We start from the raw sequence: 16,692 nt of genomic DNA on the forward strand, positions 1-16,692 counted from the left end.
ATAAATTTTAAATAGAAATTCGAGAGGAGAAGACATGAAAGTAAATACAATAGAAGAAGTTGTTGAAGCCTTAAAAAAAGGCGAAATTATAATAGTAACAGATGAACCTGATAGAGAAAATGAAGGCGATATGATCCAAGCTGCAGAATTTGCCACTGGCGAAAGTTTAAACACCATGGCATCTCTTGCCAAGGGACTTATTTGTATGCCAATGTCAAAATCTTACGCAGAAAAACTTGATTTAAATCAAATGGTTGCCGACAACACTGACAATCACGAAACTGCTTTTACAGTTTCTGTTGACCATGTTGACACAACTACAGGGATTTCTGCTTGGGAAAGAGCCTTAACTGCAAATAAACTTGCAGAAGATGATGCAAAACCAGAAGATTTTAGAAGACCTGGTCATATGTTTCCTCTTGTTGCAAAAAAAGATGGAATTTTTGTAAGACGAGGACACACTGAAGCAACAGTTGATTTATTAAAAATTGCTGGACTTAAAGAAGTTGGACTTTGCTGTGAAATTATGCAAGATGACGGTCACATGATGCGTGGCGAAGATTTATTTAAACTTGCAAAAAAATTAGACATGAAAATAACTACAACTGAAGAACTTTTAATTTATAGAAAGAGACATGAAAAAATTGTAGAAAAAGTTGCAGAGGCAAAACTCCCAACAAAGTTTGGCGACTTTAGAGCTCATGCCTACATTGACAAGGTTACTGGCGAACACCACATTGCTCTTGTTAAAGGAGAAATTGGAGACGGCATGGATGTCCTTACAAGAGTTCACTCTGAATGTCTAACTGGCGACTGCTTTGGCTCATCAAGATGTGACTGTGGCAATCAACTTCACCTTGCCATGAAAAAAATTGATGAGGAAGGCAGAGGAATTTTGCTTTATATGCGTCAAGAAGGCCGTGGCATTGGTCTTGTAAATAAAATTCGCGCCTATGCCCTACAAGACCAGGGTATGGATACAGTTGAAGCAAATTTAGCTCTAGGTTTTCCAGAAGATGCCAGAGATTATTCAACTGGTGCACAAATTTTACAAGATTTAGGAGTAAAAGAATTAAGACTTCTAACAAATAACCCTGATAAAGTTTATTCTTTACAAGAATTTGGCATGATCATAAAAGAAAGAGTGCCAATTGAAATTCACTCAACTAAACACGACGAATTTTATTTGAGAACTAAGGCAGAAAAGATGAATCACATCTTATCTGAATTTAGCAAGTAATTTTAAAATATTAGAAGAAAATAATAAAAAAAAATTAAAAAAATAAATGGAGGAAATATGAAAATTTACAGTGCAAATTTAAAATCTGAAGGAAAAAAATACGCCATAGTTTTGGCAAGATTTAACGAGTTTATAGTTTCAAAACTCTTAGACGGATGTATAGACGGACTAAAGAGACATGGCGTAGAAGATGACGAAATTGAAGTAATTTGGGTTCCAGGGTCTTTTGAAATTCCCCTAGCAGCAAAATCCCTTGCCATGACAAAAAGATATGACGCAGTAATTGCTCTTGGCGCAGTTATTCGTGGCGCAACTACTCACTATGAACTTGTATCAGCAGAGGTTGCTAAAGGAATTGCATCTTCATCTCTTGAAACTGGCGTACCAATTATTTTCGGCGTAATTACAACAGAAAATATTGAACAAGCAATTGAAAGAGCTGGCACAAAAGCTGGCAACAAGGGCTTTGATGCTGCCACTGCTGCAATCGAAATGGCAAATTTACTAGGCGATATTCGTGGCTAGGCTTAATAGAGAAAATTTGAATTGCAAAAATGATGAGCTAAAAAATGTGAAGTCCATAATTTTTGATTTTGACGGCACCCTTCACAACACCATTAAAATTTACTATCCTGCCTTTTCATCTGGAGTAGAATTTTTAAGAAATCATGGCTTTGCAAAAGATTTTGAATTAAATGAAAAAAATGTGTCAAAATTTTTAGGCGAAAAACCAAATTTTGCCTACGACCTAATTGCAAAGGGAGCAGATGAAAAGTTAAAAAGAGAAGTTATGTCTCTTGTTGGTAAAAAAATGGATGAGAATATAAAAAACGGTCTTGGAGAACTTTATGCTGGTACTGTAAAAGTTTTAGAAGAGCTTTCAGAGGATTATGACCTTTATATTCTATCCAACTGCCGAGAATCTTATCTCGACACTGCTCTTGATGTCTATGGAATAAAAAAATATTTCAAAAAATATTTTGCCGCAGAAACTTATGACTACCTTCCAAAGGATGAGATCATAAAAAAGGAAAGGCAAAAGATAAAAGAAGAAATCATCTTTGTTGGCGACAGACACCACGACATGGAGGCAGCAAGAAAAAATAATATTATGAGCATTTTTTGCACTTATGGCTTTGGAAGTTATGAAGAAGGAAAAGATGCAAGTTACAAAATTTCTTCTATTGGCGAAATTTTAAAGCTCTTGTAATATAGAATTTAAAATAAAAATTTTTAATCGCTTAAAAATTAAAGAAGAAATTTATAAAAAATAAAACCCTAACAAAAAAGGAGGACTAAAGGCTTATTGAATTAGGGATTTATGGAAATCATGTTTAACTGATAACCTTTAAGCGATACAAAAGAAGAAACGACCACATAAGAGTTGAAATGCTCCTGTGTGGTCGTTTTCTTATGCTCAAGGACAAAATATTATGTCTGATTATCAGCGATGTATAGTTCTATAATTATCAATGAGCGAATTCAAATCATCAATACACTTTTTTAAATCATTTGATGTAGTTGATTTATCAATTAATCCTGCTGATGAATGAGACAACGGATTTGCATTTCTTAAATAATGTGCGCGCTTAATTATTTCTTCAGAACCATCTATCTCTTTATAAAATGTTTTAAACGCTGGCTCTTTGTAAAAACCTTTGTAATTTGGTTTTTTACAAGCTGGATCATAATTATAATAAAATGCTAAATCAGCTGTAAAACGGTCAAAGTAGTTTTTATAAAATGCATATTCCGCCAATGTATTATGTCTTTTTTTCTCCACCCAATACATGAAATATAGGAAGTATGCTTTCCAGTCCTTATCAATAATGTGTAGATAATCATTAATCCTCTTATTACGAAGTGTGGATAAAAAGCTATTTTTACAACAGTAATAGTAATAATTCTTAAGATTTGTACTATTCTCATTTAGAGCATCGAGCAAATCAATATGTCTAAACTCACTCTGAATTAAATATGATATGGCAATTGATGTGTCATATGAATTCCAAAGTCCTTTTCGATTACGTTGAAACAACTGATTAAGCAAAGCTTTGATAGCAGATGGACTTTTGGTCTTCATTATCATTATAGATAAACGTTTTGGGTCTAAACTAATAAAAGAAACATCTGTGTTAATCAATTTACATATTGTGGATATTACTTTGCTGTCTTGAATTACTTCCTCGCATTCGTAAATATAATGGTTATAAACTTCTGTTGGCGTAAACTCAATAGCATCACTGCTAAAGTGATGTTCAATCAACGAATTGTAGTGTTCAACATCGATATAATCCTCTTTAAGTGATGCTAATAACGAATTCAGAAACTCTTGGAACTTCCCTTCAAATAATTCCTCGATATTATGTTGAATGCCATTGAAATATTCATCATATAATGATTTTTTCAGTTCATCATGGATTTCTATTGCAGGCTTTAAACAACACTTTTTTGTATTAAGAGACAATCCATATTCTTTTAAAATAGAGGAATACTCATTTCTAATTTGGTTATAAGCATCATGCAACCTAACAATGTCATGAGAAGAATCAAACAGGATATACATATCATCAACATATCGAATAATCTTAAAAGCACTTATGCAGTTGATTTTTTCTTCAATAAATTGATATATACGATTATCTATCTCATCTGTATACACGATTGTCGCTAAATAGGAAGATGCAGTGCTATTTTCTATTGTTGGAAATTTTCCAGCTCCACAATACAACAACAATTCTTTGATCATTTTCAATTGAGTAGGAGTGAAGCAAACATCATCTAAATTACATCTTTTATCAATTTGATTAATAAGAACATCGAGGTCTATATTGGGGAAGAAGTTAGTAACATCAGTTTTAATAAAATACTGGCAGTCTGAAATGTGAGTATTTATCAGCTTGTAAAACTCGTCATAATCCTGTTTATACTTCGCACGCATATAGTAATAGTTTCCAGCATAAAAAGCATCAATATTCACATTTCTTACCGGTTGATAATGATTAGATATTTCCTTGCCTATAGCTTGTAATACTAAATACAAAAGCGGCGATAAAAGACTTGAATCTCTAAAGCTTCCATCTCCCTTTTGAAGAAAGTTTTCAGATTGATGCATTGATTCAGGAAACAATACAAACGCAGCTTTTCTTATGTATTTTTCAAAGAATTCTTCACTAGCAATATATTTTTCCTCATCTGCAGTGATTTTAGAAAAAGGAAACCACTGCAAATAGTACTTTTTACTACTTTCACTTAACTTAAAATACATTTGGCATGTCTGCTTCCATGTATCAAGTGTAATTCCAAACATACCTTGTATATCTCCTTTATCCCGCAATTACATCTTCGATAATCTGCTTAACTTTTTAACTGCTTTTTTTCACTTTCGTTTGCCATAGTTTGAAGTTTTATAAACAAATCATAAATAACAAATAAGTAAAGCAAAACAATGGTAGCTCGATAGTTTTGACTATAATATGATTGAAGTATCTCTTTAAAATAATTTCGAGAGTCAGCATTATCAAACACTCTAAAATCTTTTTCATCAAACAGCTTATTATTCAACATCCTTCTTTTTTCCGTAAAGAGCAGTATCTTCAGCTACCATTAGTTGTTGACTTGTCTGTGGCATTTGATTTATGAATCCTGAAGACGTATTTGTCCCAGAATGAACATCACCTGCATTCTCTTCAAAGTTCTCTACCTGTTCCATAACCTTATTGAATACTTCAGGACTGTATTGTGGCGGATAGCCATTTTTGACAAGACAAATCTTAATGTCAAGTTTTAATTGATTACGCACATTCTGATTGTTAAGCCAATCTGCAAAAGATGATTTTGTGTCAATAATTTCTTTAACCTTCTTAGCTAAAGTCTTACACTTGTCATTAACAATCACACCATCTATTTCCTTGTCAGCTCCATACTCAAAGTTAAACTGGTCACGCAATGAAATCAGTATGTCATAGAATGCTTTTTCTTCAAAAGTTAAACCAATTTTTCGGAAACTTTCTCGATTTTCATTCATCTTACGTAAGATTGAAAGTGCCTGTTCCGTAGCAGCCTTAATAATGTCTTCAGATGCCTGTTCTTGAGTTGCCCCGGCTTCTTCGGCAGTAAGGTGCTTGCGTCTTTCGTGATATTCTTCAATGGTCTTTTCAAGCATCTCTTGGAATGTTTTAGCGGCAACCTGATTTACTTTTGCGTATTCTTTAATCTGCTTACGAAGTATTTTAATAAGAAGCTCAAGCTTTGTTGCAGGCATTTTAACATCAGACAATTTCTCGAAATACTCTGGTGAGAAAATATCCTCTTCCTCGCCACTTTCAAGAACACTTTCAACCTGATTATATTTAAGTGCTTCTTCAACCATTTTAGAAACAGCACGGTTCATAGTGTCTGTATCAACTTCACTTGTGCCACTCATTTTACGGACAAATCCTGCTATAGCCATAAAGCACTGTGCAAGAGCTGATTCTTCTTCACCAAGTTCACCTGAAGGCTGACAAATATCAAAAGCAGTTCGCATTCTTTTCACAGTTTGCAAGAAATATGTCTTGAATGATACCTTTCCATTTTCACTGCTTAATTCCTGTGTTGATGCAAATACAAATTCAGCAGCCTTTGCAAGCAACATATAACGCTCTACAGGGTCACAATCAGGGTTGAGGAACGGCGCTAAATCATAATCGGTAAACAGAGTTTTGAGAACTTCAAGTTCTTCTCTGAAAATCATAGTAGCTTGTTCTACATCATCTGAAGTTGGAGCAATAGATGTATTGCCACCATAAATTTTCATGGCTTCACGCATATTGTCACGAATGCCGATATAATCAATAATCATTCCATGGTCTTTTCCCGGGAATTTTCTGTTTACACGGCTTATTGTCTGAATAAGCAAATGTTTCTTAAGTGGCTTATCATTATACAGGAATGTAAGCGAAGGAACATCAAATCCTGTAATCCACATATCAACAACGATAACAATGCGGAAGTTTGATTTTTCCTGTTTGAAGGAAGCATCAAGTTCTTCTGAACGCTTATCATTTTTTACCCCACCAAGATAATTGTACATCTCGGCTTCATCATTACTTCCAACGCTAGAAACCATAGCCATGAAAGGCATAGGTTTTAATTTCTTTAATTCTTCATCAGACACAACAACACCATCAGGCGTTTTCTTTTCTTCAAACCATTCAGGATATTTATCCTTAAATTTAAGAAGAAGTGCATATGCAATGACTCTGCTTGAGCAAACAATCATAGCTTTCTGCGTTCTTTCAGGGTCTTGGTCGCAAGCAGAAACATAATGGTCATGAATATCAACAGCAAGTCTTTCGAGTCTTGATGGTTCACCAAGGATAACCTCCATAGAACTCATTGCACGTTTGCTTGCCTCGATATCATCATATGTTGCACCATCTTCGGCACATTTTTTATAGTAATTTTCAATTTCTGCAGCCTTTTCTTTATCAAGTAATACCTTTGCAATACGAGGATGATATTTTATAGGCACAGTAAGTCCATCTGCAACAGCCTGATCCATTGTGTAGCGGTCAATTTCTTCACCGAAGGTCTGATATGTTTCAGCTATAGGTGTTCCTGTAAAGCCTACAAATGTAGCCTGTGGAAATGCCTCTTTTAACACTTTTGCATAAGGCTTGGACACCATAGCTTTCATATTTTCGTCAGCATCTTTGCTGAACTGAATTTTCTTTGAATGCTCAAGTTGTGTTCTATGAGCCTCATCTGAAAAACATATAATATTCTTTCGGTCATTGATGAGACCGATTTTATCATCTTCACGGTCGCAGAATTTTTGAATGGTACAGATATAAAATCCACCACTCTGTCTTGCACCGAGTTCTTCTCTTAATTGTTTTCTATTCTTAACAACAGATACTTCGCCAAGGTTCAAGAACTCTTTGCTCTTTGTAAAAAGTTTTGCACCTTGCTTTTGCAGCTCCTCACGGTCAACGATAAGAATAATTGTTGGTGAACCAATAGCAGGTATATCAGTACAGCGAAGTGCAAGTTGGCGGGCAAGGAAAGCCATTGTATAAGTTTTTCCACACCCTGTTGCACCGAAATATGTACCACCCTTACCACTACCAGCAACAATGGAATTAACAATGCTTTGCTTCAATAATTTTGAAGCAAAGAACTGTGGATATCGACAGACGATTTCAACTTCTTCGTGGTCATAAATGGTATCCTGAAAATAAATATAATCTCTGAACAATTCAAGGAAACGTGCAGGACTATAAACTCCCTTAATCATTGTTTCTGTTTCTGCAAATGGCATAGTGGATACTTCATCACCATCATCAACTCTACGCCAAGCATAGAAATGCTCATAAGGAGTGCGAACTGTTCCAAGCCTTGTCTTTACTCCGTCAGAAATGCAGGCAAGCGGACAGTAGTGAAGTAATTGAGGAATATCTCTCCAATAACGGATATTAATCTGCTCCCACGCATTAAATACTGTTGCGTTAGCATCTCCGGGATTTTTCAGTTCAATAACACATAGAGGCATACCATTCACAAACAATAATACATCAGGTCTGCGATTTTCTTTCTGTCCGTTATTCATGTATTCAACTGTAAACTGATTTACAACTCTGAAAATGTTATTATCAGGATTTTCAAAGTCAATCAGATTTACCATCTGAGGGAGTCCGTTCTGTGGTGTGAACTGAACACCATCAACCATCCAACCATATACTTTGTGGAGTGTGGCAAAGTCGCTTTCTGCACCAACAAGACGAACATTATCAAAAATCTGCGTAACTTCATCTGTAGTTAGTTCATTATTTGTCTTTGAAATAAATGACTTGAAATCATCTGGTATTAACACATCTTTTTTTGTGCGATTTATTTTGTTGCCTGCAATATAGTTCCAACCTTCTTTTTCAAGAAAGCATATGAAGGCATATTCAAAATCAGATTCACAATAATGACCGTTATAGTCTTTTAGCTTAGCCATAGGCTATGCCTCCTTTCTTGCTTCTTCGATAGAGCCTTTTATCAGAATAGGACAGATATCTTTTATTTGTGTTTTGAGTCTATCGTTAAGACTTTTTCGTTCCTTATATACTGTGAAAATATCCACAATATCTTTCTGAATAGCAATATCTGCAATGGGTATTCTTACTTTAATCAAATCATCCCAAGTAAAGGTTTCTCTAGCACTACCCCAAGAATGAAATCTTGCATATCTGTCAAATTCTGTTCGATTGAAAAACATAACCAGATATTCTGGCAATAATTTGCTTTCGTCTGTATAGAAAACTTCATTGACAGATGTAACAACAATGTCTTCATCAGTATTATTGAAAGCATTGCAAAACACTTTTTCATTGTGAGTGGTCTGTACGAAACTTATTTGTCTTGGCTTAACGACCTTATAATTAGCTAATTCGTTTCTATTAACTTTTGATGTAGGTTCTCTGAATTCCTTAATTGTGCTAACTCCCATAACATTCTTTGTTCCGTTTGCATCATTTCTGATATCTTGTCTAAAAATGTAAGGTTCAATTTCCTCGCATGGTATTTTTCTTCTTAAATCTTCAATATACGCATCACAGGTAAGTTTCAAATCTTCCAAGCCACGCTCGTAGCATTCCTGATTTGATACCATGGCATTGTAGATATCTACATACTTTTGCTGAATGTCTATTGACGGTAGGTCGAGTTCCATCTCACATAATGCATACCAAGTAAATACTTCTGTAGAACTTCCCCAAGAACGATAACAAGCTTCTCTGTCCCATTCAGATCTGTTGAAATGTAAAAACAAATACTCTGGAAGAACTAAATTCTCAGCATCTTTTTTGATTCTAAAAGCTATATTATTCCAACTGATAAGGAATGTTTCATTTGTGGAATTATAACCGAACCCTATCTTTTTGCCATGTGTTCTTGGATTAAAGATAAACTCTTTAGGGTGTACTACCAAAAATTTCTTTAAATCTGTGTTTTTAACATTTGCTTTTGTTGGAATTATCTCTTTGGTAATTGTCATTCCCTTAACATCATCAGGTCCATACTTCAATTCAGAATTGGTTTCAGTTGTTAATTCTAATAATTCACCTAAGTTATATTTAGTCAATGCCATAACCAATCCCCCTAAATGCTTCCTCCAACATCTGCTGGGATTTCTTTTCTGCTTTCATAATATCTTGCATTTCTGCCTGAATGCGTGACATTTCCTTTTCATAGTCGATATCCATATCGTGGTCAATGAACTCGATGTACTTACTTGGAGTTAATGCCCAATCTTTACTTTCAATTTCTTTGATTCCAACACTACGATAAAGTTCTGGCATTTCATAATTTTTTCCGTCTGTGCCTTCGTTCTGCCAAGTATGATAAATTGAAGATGCTCTTTCAATTTGACCGGTAAGGTTAATTATTATGTCATCAGTACCCTTGGAATCATTTGAAGACAGAAATACTTTCTTTTTATTCTGACGCTTTACAGGGTTTTCAGTCCAAGTACGCAAGTCCATGAATAGAATCTCGTGTTCACGGTTACGAAGATCTCTACCATGATAGTTACCACATTTTTTATTCTGATTAAGAATCCATAAAGTAACACTGATGTCAGTAGTAATAAACAATTCTCTTGGAAGAACGATAATAGCCTCAACCTTATCATTCTGAATAAGTCTTTTTCTGATTTCCAAAGTATCACTGTCGTTGAGTGCTCCATTAGCAAGCAGGAATCCTGCAACACCATTTGACTTTTTAAGATGAGAAAGCATATGTAAAATCCACGCATAGTTAGCATTGCTTTCCGGCGGTGTTACATAGTCTGCCCAACGAGCATCATTCTGCAAGTTTTCATCATACCAGCCTTTAAGATTGAAAGGTGGATTTGCCATAATATAATCAAAATACAAACCTTTATGTAAATCATTAATAAACGAAGAATCACTCATACCGCCAAGATGATGACTGATACCGCGAAGTGCAAGGTTCATTTTTGCAAGTCGATATGTAGCTGGCTCTTTTTCCTGTCCGTAGACATTTACACTCGATATACTTCCTTGCTTTGATTTTACAAGTTCTGCACTCTGAATAAACATACCACCGGAACCACAGGCAGGATCATATAAAGTTCCGTCATATGGTTCAATCATAGAAGCAATAAGCTGAACAACGTCATGTGGTGTATAGAATTCACCTTCTTCTTTTGTGGCATTAACAGCAAATTCTTTAAGGAAGTATTCATACACATGACCTATAAGGTCTTTTTCTTCACCAAAAGCCTTGTGACTGATTTTATTAACTTCATCAACAAGCTTCTTGATATCATTAGCACCAAGGTTACGAGAAGTAAATGTGCCTTCAATAAAGCAACCCTTTAGATCTTTAGAAGTTGTAGCAATACTATGAAGTGCAGTATCTAGCACAACATTCAAATTAGGTGCAGGTGTATTTATAATTGTTGACCAGCGAGCTTCAACAGGAAGATTATATGTACCATCTGCAAATGTAGCATCGTCAAAGAACGCTGTTCTGATATCTTCATCATCCGGGTCAAGCCCTTGTTCAATTAAAGTCTGACGTAAGTTTTCAATTCCGTCTTCGTATTTTTCTCCAATAAAACGAAGGAATACAAGTGTAAGCATCATGTCTCTTTTCTCAAAGAATGAACCTGAATTTCTTGCCGCACGCAAAATATCTCGGCAATTAAATAAAATATTATCTATGTTCAAAGCTTTCTCAGCAGCTTTTTTAGTTGTCTTCTTAGCCATATTAATCTTCATCCTTTCCAGTTTTGATCCACTCTGCTTCTAATGCACTGAAATCGACATTATGCTTATCGCAGAATTCTTTCATTTTTTTCATAGCTGACATGTTTGGTTTGCTTTTTTCATTTTCCCAGCGATTTATTGTAGAAAACGAAACTCCCAATTCACGTCCAAATAATTCCTGTGTCAGGAAACATTTTTCACGAATTTTCTTTATTTCATCAGAATAAGCCATATATTCCATCTCCTTATGTATCTATGTCAGTGATATAGCATAATTATAGCATTTATTTATGAATTTTTCTACCTCATGAAGCTATCTCGTATAGTCGCAGGAGCATGGCAGGTTCTACCTTTGGAAGCTTGTGATGAAACCGGGTAAGACCAAGCCTGACAAGATACCATATCGTATCAATGGAAAAAGAAAGATTTGAAAAAATGGCTAAAGCTCATGATGAAGAAGAAATTTCACTTCAAAAAAGAATAGCTGAACTTGAAGAAACTATTACAAAATCACAAGAGGAAGAACTTAATGTGGAATCATTCCTAAAGCTTGTAAGGAAGTACACAGATATAAAGGAACTTGATCCAGAAATAATTAGAACTTTTGTAGATAAGATTTATGTAGAACAATCAGAAAAGGTTCTAGGTACAAATTTAAAGAAACAGACCATTTGGATTTATTGGAACTTTATTGGAAAAATTGACATATAAAAATCGGCACAAAGGTTAATACCTTCATGCCGATTAAATTTTAAGGAAATAAATCCCTAATTAAGAGCCCCTAAGTGTCCTCCAATTTTTTTACCTCTATTTAGCTTTATGCTTCTTCTCTTTTCTTCCTACTTTCATTCCAAAGCTCATTTGCCTTTTTGTTCCAAGCTTTTGCATAAGGCGTTGTTTTTACTTGCAAGTCTTCAGCACTTTCTGGAGCAATCATATCAGTATTTCTTGCATCGGAATCCTTTACAATTTTAGTTAGCCTTCCTGGATTTTCCAACATTGGACATGGCTTTAACAAGTTTTTATTAAAAGGTTGATTGTCATGGAAGCCCATAAATAGTGGACTTGTTAAACATTCCTTAATAGTTTTTTCTCTAATATTTGAATCAGAATAATGAATGAATACGCAAGGTTCCATATCACCAAGAGAATTTATGTGGAAATAATTTTTACCACCAGCTATGCAACCATTTATAAATTCGCCGTCATTTTGAAAATCAATTGTAAAAATATTTTGAGGGTAATCAAAAGATCTTATTTCTCTAACCTTGTGGTATACGTGCTCCCTTTCTTCTGGAGAAAGAAGTAGGCTTACATCTGCATCCTTTCCCACTGGCATATAGTGAAAGAACCAAGCAAGTTTACAGCCATGGTCAACTAGCATTTTTATGAAATCATCATCAGTTACATATTTATAATTTTGACTTGTGTAGCAAATAGATGCCCCATATAAAAGTTTATGCTTCTTCATTAAATCCATTGCCTTCATAACCTTTTGGAAAACTCCATCGCCTCTTCTAAGGTCAGTGGACTCTTCTGTACCTTCAATACTAAGAGCAAAGGAAATATTTCCCACTTCAACAACTTTTTGACAAAATTCATCGTCAATTAAAGTTCCATTAGTAAAGACATGAAAAGCAGAGTCATTAAATTCTTTTGCAAGCCTTATGACATCTTCTTTTCTAACTAGAGGTTCTCCACCAGTTAAAATAAAGAAATAAGTACCAAGTTCATTGCCTTGTCTGACAATACTTGCCATTTCGTCATAAGTTAAATTGTTTTTGTGACCATATTCAGCAGCCCAGCAACCTGTACACTTTAAATTGCAGGCAGATGTTGGGTCAAATAAAATTACCCAAGGAATGTTGCACTTATATTCCTTTTGCAATTTATTTCTAAGAGTGTTGCCCTTATAAGCGGCATTATAGCCAATAGTTCTAACAGATGTCTTTACAATATTCTCGTCAATTTCATTTACAATGTCAGTTCCAAAAGAAACCCACTTAGAATTAGGATCACTTAATTCATTTCTAATTCTTTCTAAACCAACTTTTCCACTGTTGACTTCACCTGATTTAGGCAGTAAATATTCATCAAAAACATCAACTATATCCATCATTCCCTTTTGAGGGTCCTTCTTTAATCTCTTGTAGGCTAGATTTACAGCCGTTTCGAAAACTTTTTCTTTTGTTTTGTCTTTAATTGCAGTATTCATCTAAAAACCTCCCCTAAATTTATAAAATAATAGTAAATTTCTAAACTCATAAACTCATAAACTCATAAACTCATAAACTCATAAATTCTAAAATTCTAACCTATCATGCTATCGAAATCTTGAAATCTTGAAACTCGCGAATTTACAAAATAATTTATAACTAAAAAATATGTAACAACGTTTCTGAACATTGTTCATTTTCTTTTACCTATATTTTACTACATTTTATAAAATTTTTAAAGACTTTTAAGTAAATAATTTAAAATCTAAATATGTTCATTAAAATAGACATAAATAGATTAAAATAAAGTTAAGTCATCAATGAAATTTAAATAAAATAAAATGAAGTTGAAAATTTTAATGAAGTTAAAAGTAAAAATTTAATGATATATAATCCTAATCAAAAAGAATTAAAATAAAAATTTAGATGATATTTAATCATAATCAAATGAAGTTAAAAAAATTAATTGAGATTTTATAAAAATAGGATTTAGTTAAATAAAATTTAATATAGAAAAATAAATGAAATTTGAATATAATTTAATGAAGTTTAAATTAATTTAAAATAAAAAAAGCATCTAAATTAATAGATGCTAGCTAATAAAAATTTCAAAAAAAGAGAAGGCTTATGCCTTCCCTAAATTTTTTAATATTAATATTTGTAAAATCCTTCGCCAGTTTTTCTTCCAAGAAGACCTGCTCTAACCATTTTCTTTAGAAGTGGATGTGGTCTATATTTTGGATCAGCAAATTCTGTGTTAAGAACTTCCATAATTGCAAGAACTACATCAAGTCCTACTAAGTCTCCAAGAGCTAAAGGTCCCATTGGGTGGTTTGCACCAAGTTTCATAGCTGTGTCAATATCTTCTACAGATGCAATTCCCTCAGCATAAATTCCAATAGCTTCGTTAATCATAGGAATTAATATTCTATTTACAACAAATCCAGGAGCTTCATCAACTTCAACTGGAGTTTTGCCAATTTCTTTAGAAAGTTCGATAATCATATCTTTAACTTTTGGATCAGTTTTCTTTCCAGAAATTACTTCAACTAGTTTCATTGCTGGAACTGGGTTAAAGAAGTGCATTCCAATAACTTTTTCAGGTCTTTTTGTTGCTGCGCCAATGTCAGTTATTGAAAGAGATGAAGTGTTTGATGCAAGAACTGTCTTTTCATCACAAGTTTCACAAAGTTCTGTAAAGATTGCTTTTTTAATCTTAGGGTTTTCAGTTGCTGCTTCTATAATAAGATCACAATCTGCTACGTCTTTGATATCAGCTGATGTAGACAAATTAGAAAGGGCTGTTTCCATTTCTTCCTTTGTCATTCTTTCTTTAGAAACATTTTTTTCGTAACCTTTTTTAATTTTTTCCATTGCTTTTTCAAGAGCTTCTGGTGCAATATCTCTTACAATTACTTTATGATATGGTGCAAGTACTTGTGCAATTCCTGCTCCCATAGTACCTGATCCTACTACTGCTATTTTCATTTTATTCACCTTATTTTCCTTTAAATTCAGTTTTTCCCTTATTTAAAAATGCCTTCATGCCTTCTTTTTGGTCATTTGTTGCAAAACATAGGCCAAAGTGAGTTTTTTCGATTTGCATTGCTGTATCTATATCTGTTTGAGATCCATTAATTATTGATTGTTTAGAATATTCTACTGCCTTTGGTGCATTCTTGACAATTTTTTCTGCCATTTCAAGGGCTTTATCAATTAATTCTTCTGGTTCGTATACCCAGTTTACAAGCCCAATTTCTAAAGCTTTTTTGGCGTCAATTATTTCAGCTGTGTATATTAATTCCTTTGCATATCCTGGTCCAATTGTTCTAGAAAGTCTTTGTGTTCCACCAAATCCTGGTGTAATTCCAAGACCTACTTCTGGTTGACCAAATTTTGCCTTTGTAGATGCAAGTCTGATGTCACAAGCAATAGAAATTTCACATCCTCCACCTAGTGCAAAGCCATTTACTGCAGCTATTACTGGAACTCTACATTTTTCTATTTCCATAAAAGTATCCATGCCAAGTTTTGCAAAATCATAAGCTTCACTCGCTGTAAAGTTAGCCATTTCGCCAATATCAGCACCTGCAACAAAAGATTTTCCTGCACCAGTTACAATAATACATCTCACATCATCTTCAACATGTGAAAAGAATCTGTGAAGTTCTTTTAACATTTCAGAGTTAAGAGCATTTAAGCTCTTTTCTCTGTTAAGTGTCAAAAGGATAATCCCGTTAGCTTTTTTTTCAACAATTAAAAATTTGTAATCCATATTAGTCCCTTCCGACGATAAGAGCTGTTCCCATTCCTCCGCCGATACATAGTGTTGCTAGACCCTTCTTTGCATCTCTCTTTTGCATTTCAAATAGAAGTGTAGTTAAAATTCTAGCTCCACTTGCTCCAATAGGGTGACCAATTGCAATAGCTCCACCATTTACGTTTACTTTATTTATGTCAAATTTCATTACTTGGTTAACTGCACAAGCTTGAGCTGCGAAAGCTTCGTTTGCTTCGATTAGGTCAAGATCATCTGCTTTAAGTCCTGCAATTTCAAGAGCTTTTGTAGAAGATGGAATAGGTCCAGTACCCATAATCTTAGGATCAACACCAGCTGTTGCATAAGAAATAATATATGCAAGAGGAGTAACTCCAAGTTCTTTTGCCTTTGATTCTTTCATTAATACAAGCATTGCTGCACCGTCATTGATTCCAGATGCGTTACCTGCTGTAACTGTACCACCATCTTTTTTGAAAGCTGGTCTAAGTTTTGCAAGTCCTTCTTTAGTTACGCCATCTCTAATGTGTTCATCTGTGTCAACAACTGTTACATTGCCTTTTCTATCTTTAACTTCAACCGGAACGATTTCGTCTTTGAATCTTCCTTCTTTTCTTGCTTTTTCTGCATTGTTTTGAGATCTTGTAGCAAGTTCGTCTTGCATTTCTCTAGTAATGCCATATTTTTCAGCTACATTTTCAGCTGTAATACCCATGTGATAATCATTGAAAGCATCCCATAGACCGTCTTTAATCATTGTGTCAACAACTTTTTTGTCGCCCATTCTTGCTCCCCATCTTTCGTTAGTAAGAGCATAAGGTGCCATTGACATTGATTCAGTACCACCAGCAAGTACGATTTCTGCATCGCCAGCTTTAATAACTTGAGCTGCTAAACTTACTGCACGAAGACCTGATCCACAAACTACGTTAATAGTAACAGCAGGAGTTTTGATATCAATTCCTGCTCCAAGAACAACTTGTCTTGCAACGTTTTGTCCTTGTGCTGCTTGAAGTACATTACCAATGTAAGCTTCATCAACCATATCAGGTTTTACATTTGCTCTTTTTAAAGCTTCTTTTACTGCAACTACTCCAAGTTCTACTGCTGGAACAGTTTTAAATTGACCGCCAAAATCACCTACAGCTGTTCTTGCAGCTGATGCTATAACAATTCTATCTTCCATTTTTTCCTCCT

The 16,692-nt window shown here is 34.3% G+C and carries 13 protein-coding genes; 4 read left to right on the top strand and 9 right to left on the bottom strand.

Annotated features, from left to right (window positions below):
- Window positions 1–34: 34 nt before the first annotated feature.
- From JOD41_RS03195 to JOD41_RS03205, 3 genes are read left to right on the top strand one after another with little or no spacing between them, the layout of a single operon-like run.
- Complete coding sequence (locus tag JOD41_RS03195) at window positions 35–1,240, top strand: bifunctional 3,4-dihydroxy-2-butanone-4-phosphate synthase/GTP cyclohydrolase II (protein WP_205051542.1); 1,206 nt, start codon at window positions 35–37, stop codon at window positions 1,238–1,240.
- 57 nt (window positions 1,241–1,297) lie between these two features.
- Entirely contained in the window at window positions 1,298–1,765 is a 468-nt protein-coding gene (gene ribH, locus JOD41_RS03200) for a 6,7-dimethyl-8-ribityllumazine synthase (RefSeq protein ID WP_156702370.1), read from the top strand.
- Entirely contained in the window at window positions 1,758–2,450 is a 693-nt protein-coding gene (locus JOD41_RS03205) for an HAD-IA family hydrolase (RefSeq protein ID WP_205051543.1), read from the top strand. The genes ribH and JOD41_RS03205 overlap by 8 nt, the downstream gene beginning before the upstream one ends.
- Before the next feature lie 234 nt (window positions 2,451–2,684).
- Here JOD41_RS03205 and JOD41_RS03210 read toward each other — a convergent pair whose 3' ends face one another.
- The 5 genes from JOD41_RS03210 to JOD41_RS03230 all read right to left on the bottom strand — a co-directional run bounded on the left by JOD41_RS03210 (window position 2,685) and on the right by JOD41_RS03230 (window position 11,233).
- On the bottom strand, window positions 2,685–4,550 hold the full coding sequence (locus JOD41_RS03210; protein WP_239540943.1) for an AbiA family abortive infection protein: 1,866 nt from the start codon (window positions 4,548–4,550) through the stop codon (window positions 2,685–2,687).
- A gap of 246 nt (window positions 4,551–4,796) precedes the next feature.
- Window positions 4,797–8,225, bottom strand: coding sequence for a type I restriction endonuclease subunit R (locus tag JOD41_RS03215; RefSeq protein WP_205051545.1), 3,429 nt, complete (start codon window positions 8,223–8,225; stop codon window positions 4,797–4,799).
- 3 nt (window positions 8,226–8,228) lie between these two features.
- Window positions 8,229–9,356, bottom strand: a complete 1,128-nt coding sequence (locus JOD41_RS03220; protein ID WP_205051546.1) for a restriction endonuclease subunit S — start codon at window positions 9,354–9,356, stop codon at window positions 8,229–8,231.
- The gene (locus JOD41_RS03225; protein WP_205051547.1) at window positions 9,343–11,001 is read right to left on the bottom strand and encodes a class I SAM-dependent DNA methyltransferase; all 1,659 of its coding nucleotides are present in this window, start codon (window positions 10,999–11,001) and stop codon (window positions 9,343–9,345) included. Before JOD41_RS03225 ends, JOD41_RS03220 begins: the two co-directional genes overlap by 14 nt.
- A gap of 1 nt (window position 11,002) precedes the next feature.
- Entirely contained in the window at window positions 11,003–11,233 is a 231-nt protein-coding gene (locus JOD41_RS03230; RefSeq protein WP_205051548.1) for a helix-turn-helix domain-containing protein, read from the bottom strand.
- Window positions 11,234–11,412: 179 nt separating this feature from the next.
- On the opposite strand from JOD41_RS03230, the gene JOD41_RS03235 reads away from it, so the two are divergent.
- Window positions 11,413–11,712 carry a DUF4368 domain-containing protein gene (locus tag JOD41_RS03235; RefSeq protein WP_239540946.1) on the top strand — a complete coding sequence of 100 codons (300 nt, stop codon included), beginning with the start codon at window positions 11,413–11,415 and terminating at the stop codon, window positions 11,710–11,712.
- 106 nt (window positions 11,713–11,818) lie between these two features.
- Here JOD41_RS03235 and JOD41_RS03240 read toward each other — a convergent pair whose 3' ends face one another.
- The 4 genes from JOD41_RS03240 to JOD41_RS03255 form a co-directional block, all read right to left on the bottom strand.
- Complete coding sequence (locus JOD41_RS03240) at window positions 11,819–13,216, bottom strand: radical SAM/SPASM domain-containing protein (RefSeq protein WP_205051549.1); 1,398 nt, start codon at window positions 13,214–13,216, stop codon at window positions 11,819–11,821.
- Between the two features lie 652 nt (window positions 13,217–13,868).
- A complete protein-coding gene (locus tag JOD41_RS03245) occupies window positions 13,869–14,705 on the bottom strand; it encodes a 3-hydroxybutyryl-CoA dehydrogenase (RefSeq protein ID WP_205051550.1) in 837 nt (278 codons plus the stop codon).
- A 10-nt stretch (window positions 14,706–14,715) separates the two neighbouring features.
- Window positions 14,716–15,492: an enoyl-CoA hydratase-related protein gene (locus tag JOD41_RS03250; RefSeq protein WP_205051551.1), complete on the bottom strand. Its 777-nt coding sequence runs from the start codon at window positions 15,490–15,492 to the stop codon at window positions 14,716–14,718.
- 1 nt (window position 15,493) lies between these two features.
- Window positions 15,494–16,681 carry an acetyl-CoA C-acetyltransferase gene (locus JOD41_RS03255; RefSeq protein WP_205051552.1) on the bottom strand — a complete coding sequence of 396 codons (1,188 nt, stop codon included), beginning with the start codon at window positions 16,679–16,681 and terminating at the stop codon, window positions 15,494–15,496.
- Window positions 16,682–16,692 lie beyond the last annotated feature (11 nt).

Source organism: Peptoniphilus gorbachii (genome assembly GCF_016908115.1).
Taxonomy (GTDB): Bacteria; Bacillota; Clostridia; order Tissierellales; family Peptoniphilaceae; genus Peptoniphilus_A; species Peptoniphilus_A gorbachii.

Excerpts from the sequence above, each read along its gene's own strand:
- JOD41_RS03195 (WP_205051542.1), top strand. The coding sequence starts at position 35 with ATGAAAGTAAATACAATAGAAGAAGTTGTTGAAGCCTTAAAAAAAGGC.
- ribH (WP_156702370.1), top strand. The coding sequence starts at position 1,298 with ATGAAAATTTACAGTGCAAATTTAAAATCTGAAGGAAAAAAATACGCC.
- JOD41_RS03210 (WP_239540943.1), bottom strand. The coding sequence starts at position 4,550 with ATGTTTGGAATTACACTTGATACATGGAAGCAGACATGCCAAATGTAT.
- JOD41_RS03215 (WP_205051545.1), bottom strand. The coding sequence starts at position 8,225 with ATGGCTAAGCTAAAAGACTATAACGGTCATTATTGTGAATCTGATTTT.
- JOD41_RS03220 (WP_205051546.1), bottom strand. The coding sequence starts at position 9,356 with ATGGCATTGACTAAATATAACTTAGGTGAATTATTAGAATTAACAACT.
- JOD41_RS03225 (WP_205051547.1), bottom strand. The coding sequence starts at position 11,001 with ATGGCTAAGAAGACAACTAAAAAAGCTGCTGAGAAAGCTTTGAACATA.
- JOD41_RS03230 (WP_205051548.1), bottom strand. The coding sequence starts at position 11,233 with ATGGCTTATTCTGATGAAATAAAGAAAATTCGTGAAAAATGTTTCCTG.
- JOD41_RS03235 (WP_239540946.1), top strand. The coding sequence starts at position 11,413 with ATGGAAAAAGAAAGATTTGAAAAAATGGCTAAAGCTCATGATGAAGAA.
- JOD41_RS03240 (WP_205051549.1), bottom strand. The coding sequence starts at position 13,216 with ATGAATACTGCAATTAAAGACAAAACAAAAGAAAAAGTTTTCGAAACG.
- JOD41_RS03245 (WP_205051550.1), bottom strand. The coding sequence starts at position 14,705 with ATGAAAATAGCAGTAGTAGGATCAGGTACTATGGGAGCAGGAATTGCA.
- JOD41_RS03250 (WP_205051551.1), bottom strand. The coding sequence starts at position 15,492 with ATGGATTACAAATTTTTAATTGTTGAAAAAAAAGCTAACGGGATTATC.
- JOD41_RS03255 (WP_205051552.1), bottom strand. The coding sequence starts at position 16,681 with ATGGAAGATAGAATTGTTATAGCATCAGCTGCAAGAACAGCTGTAGGT.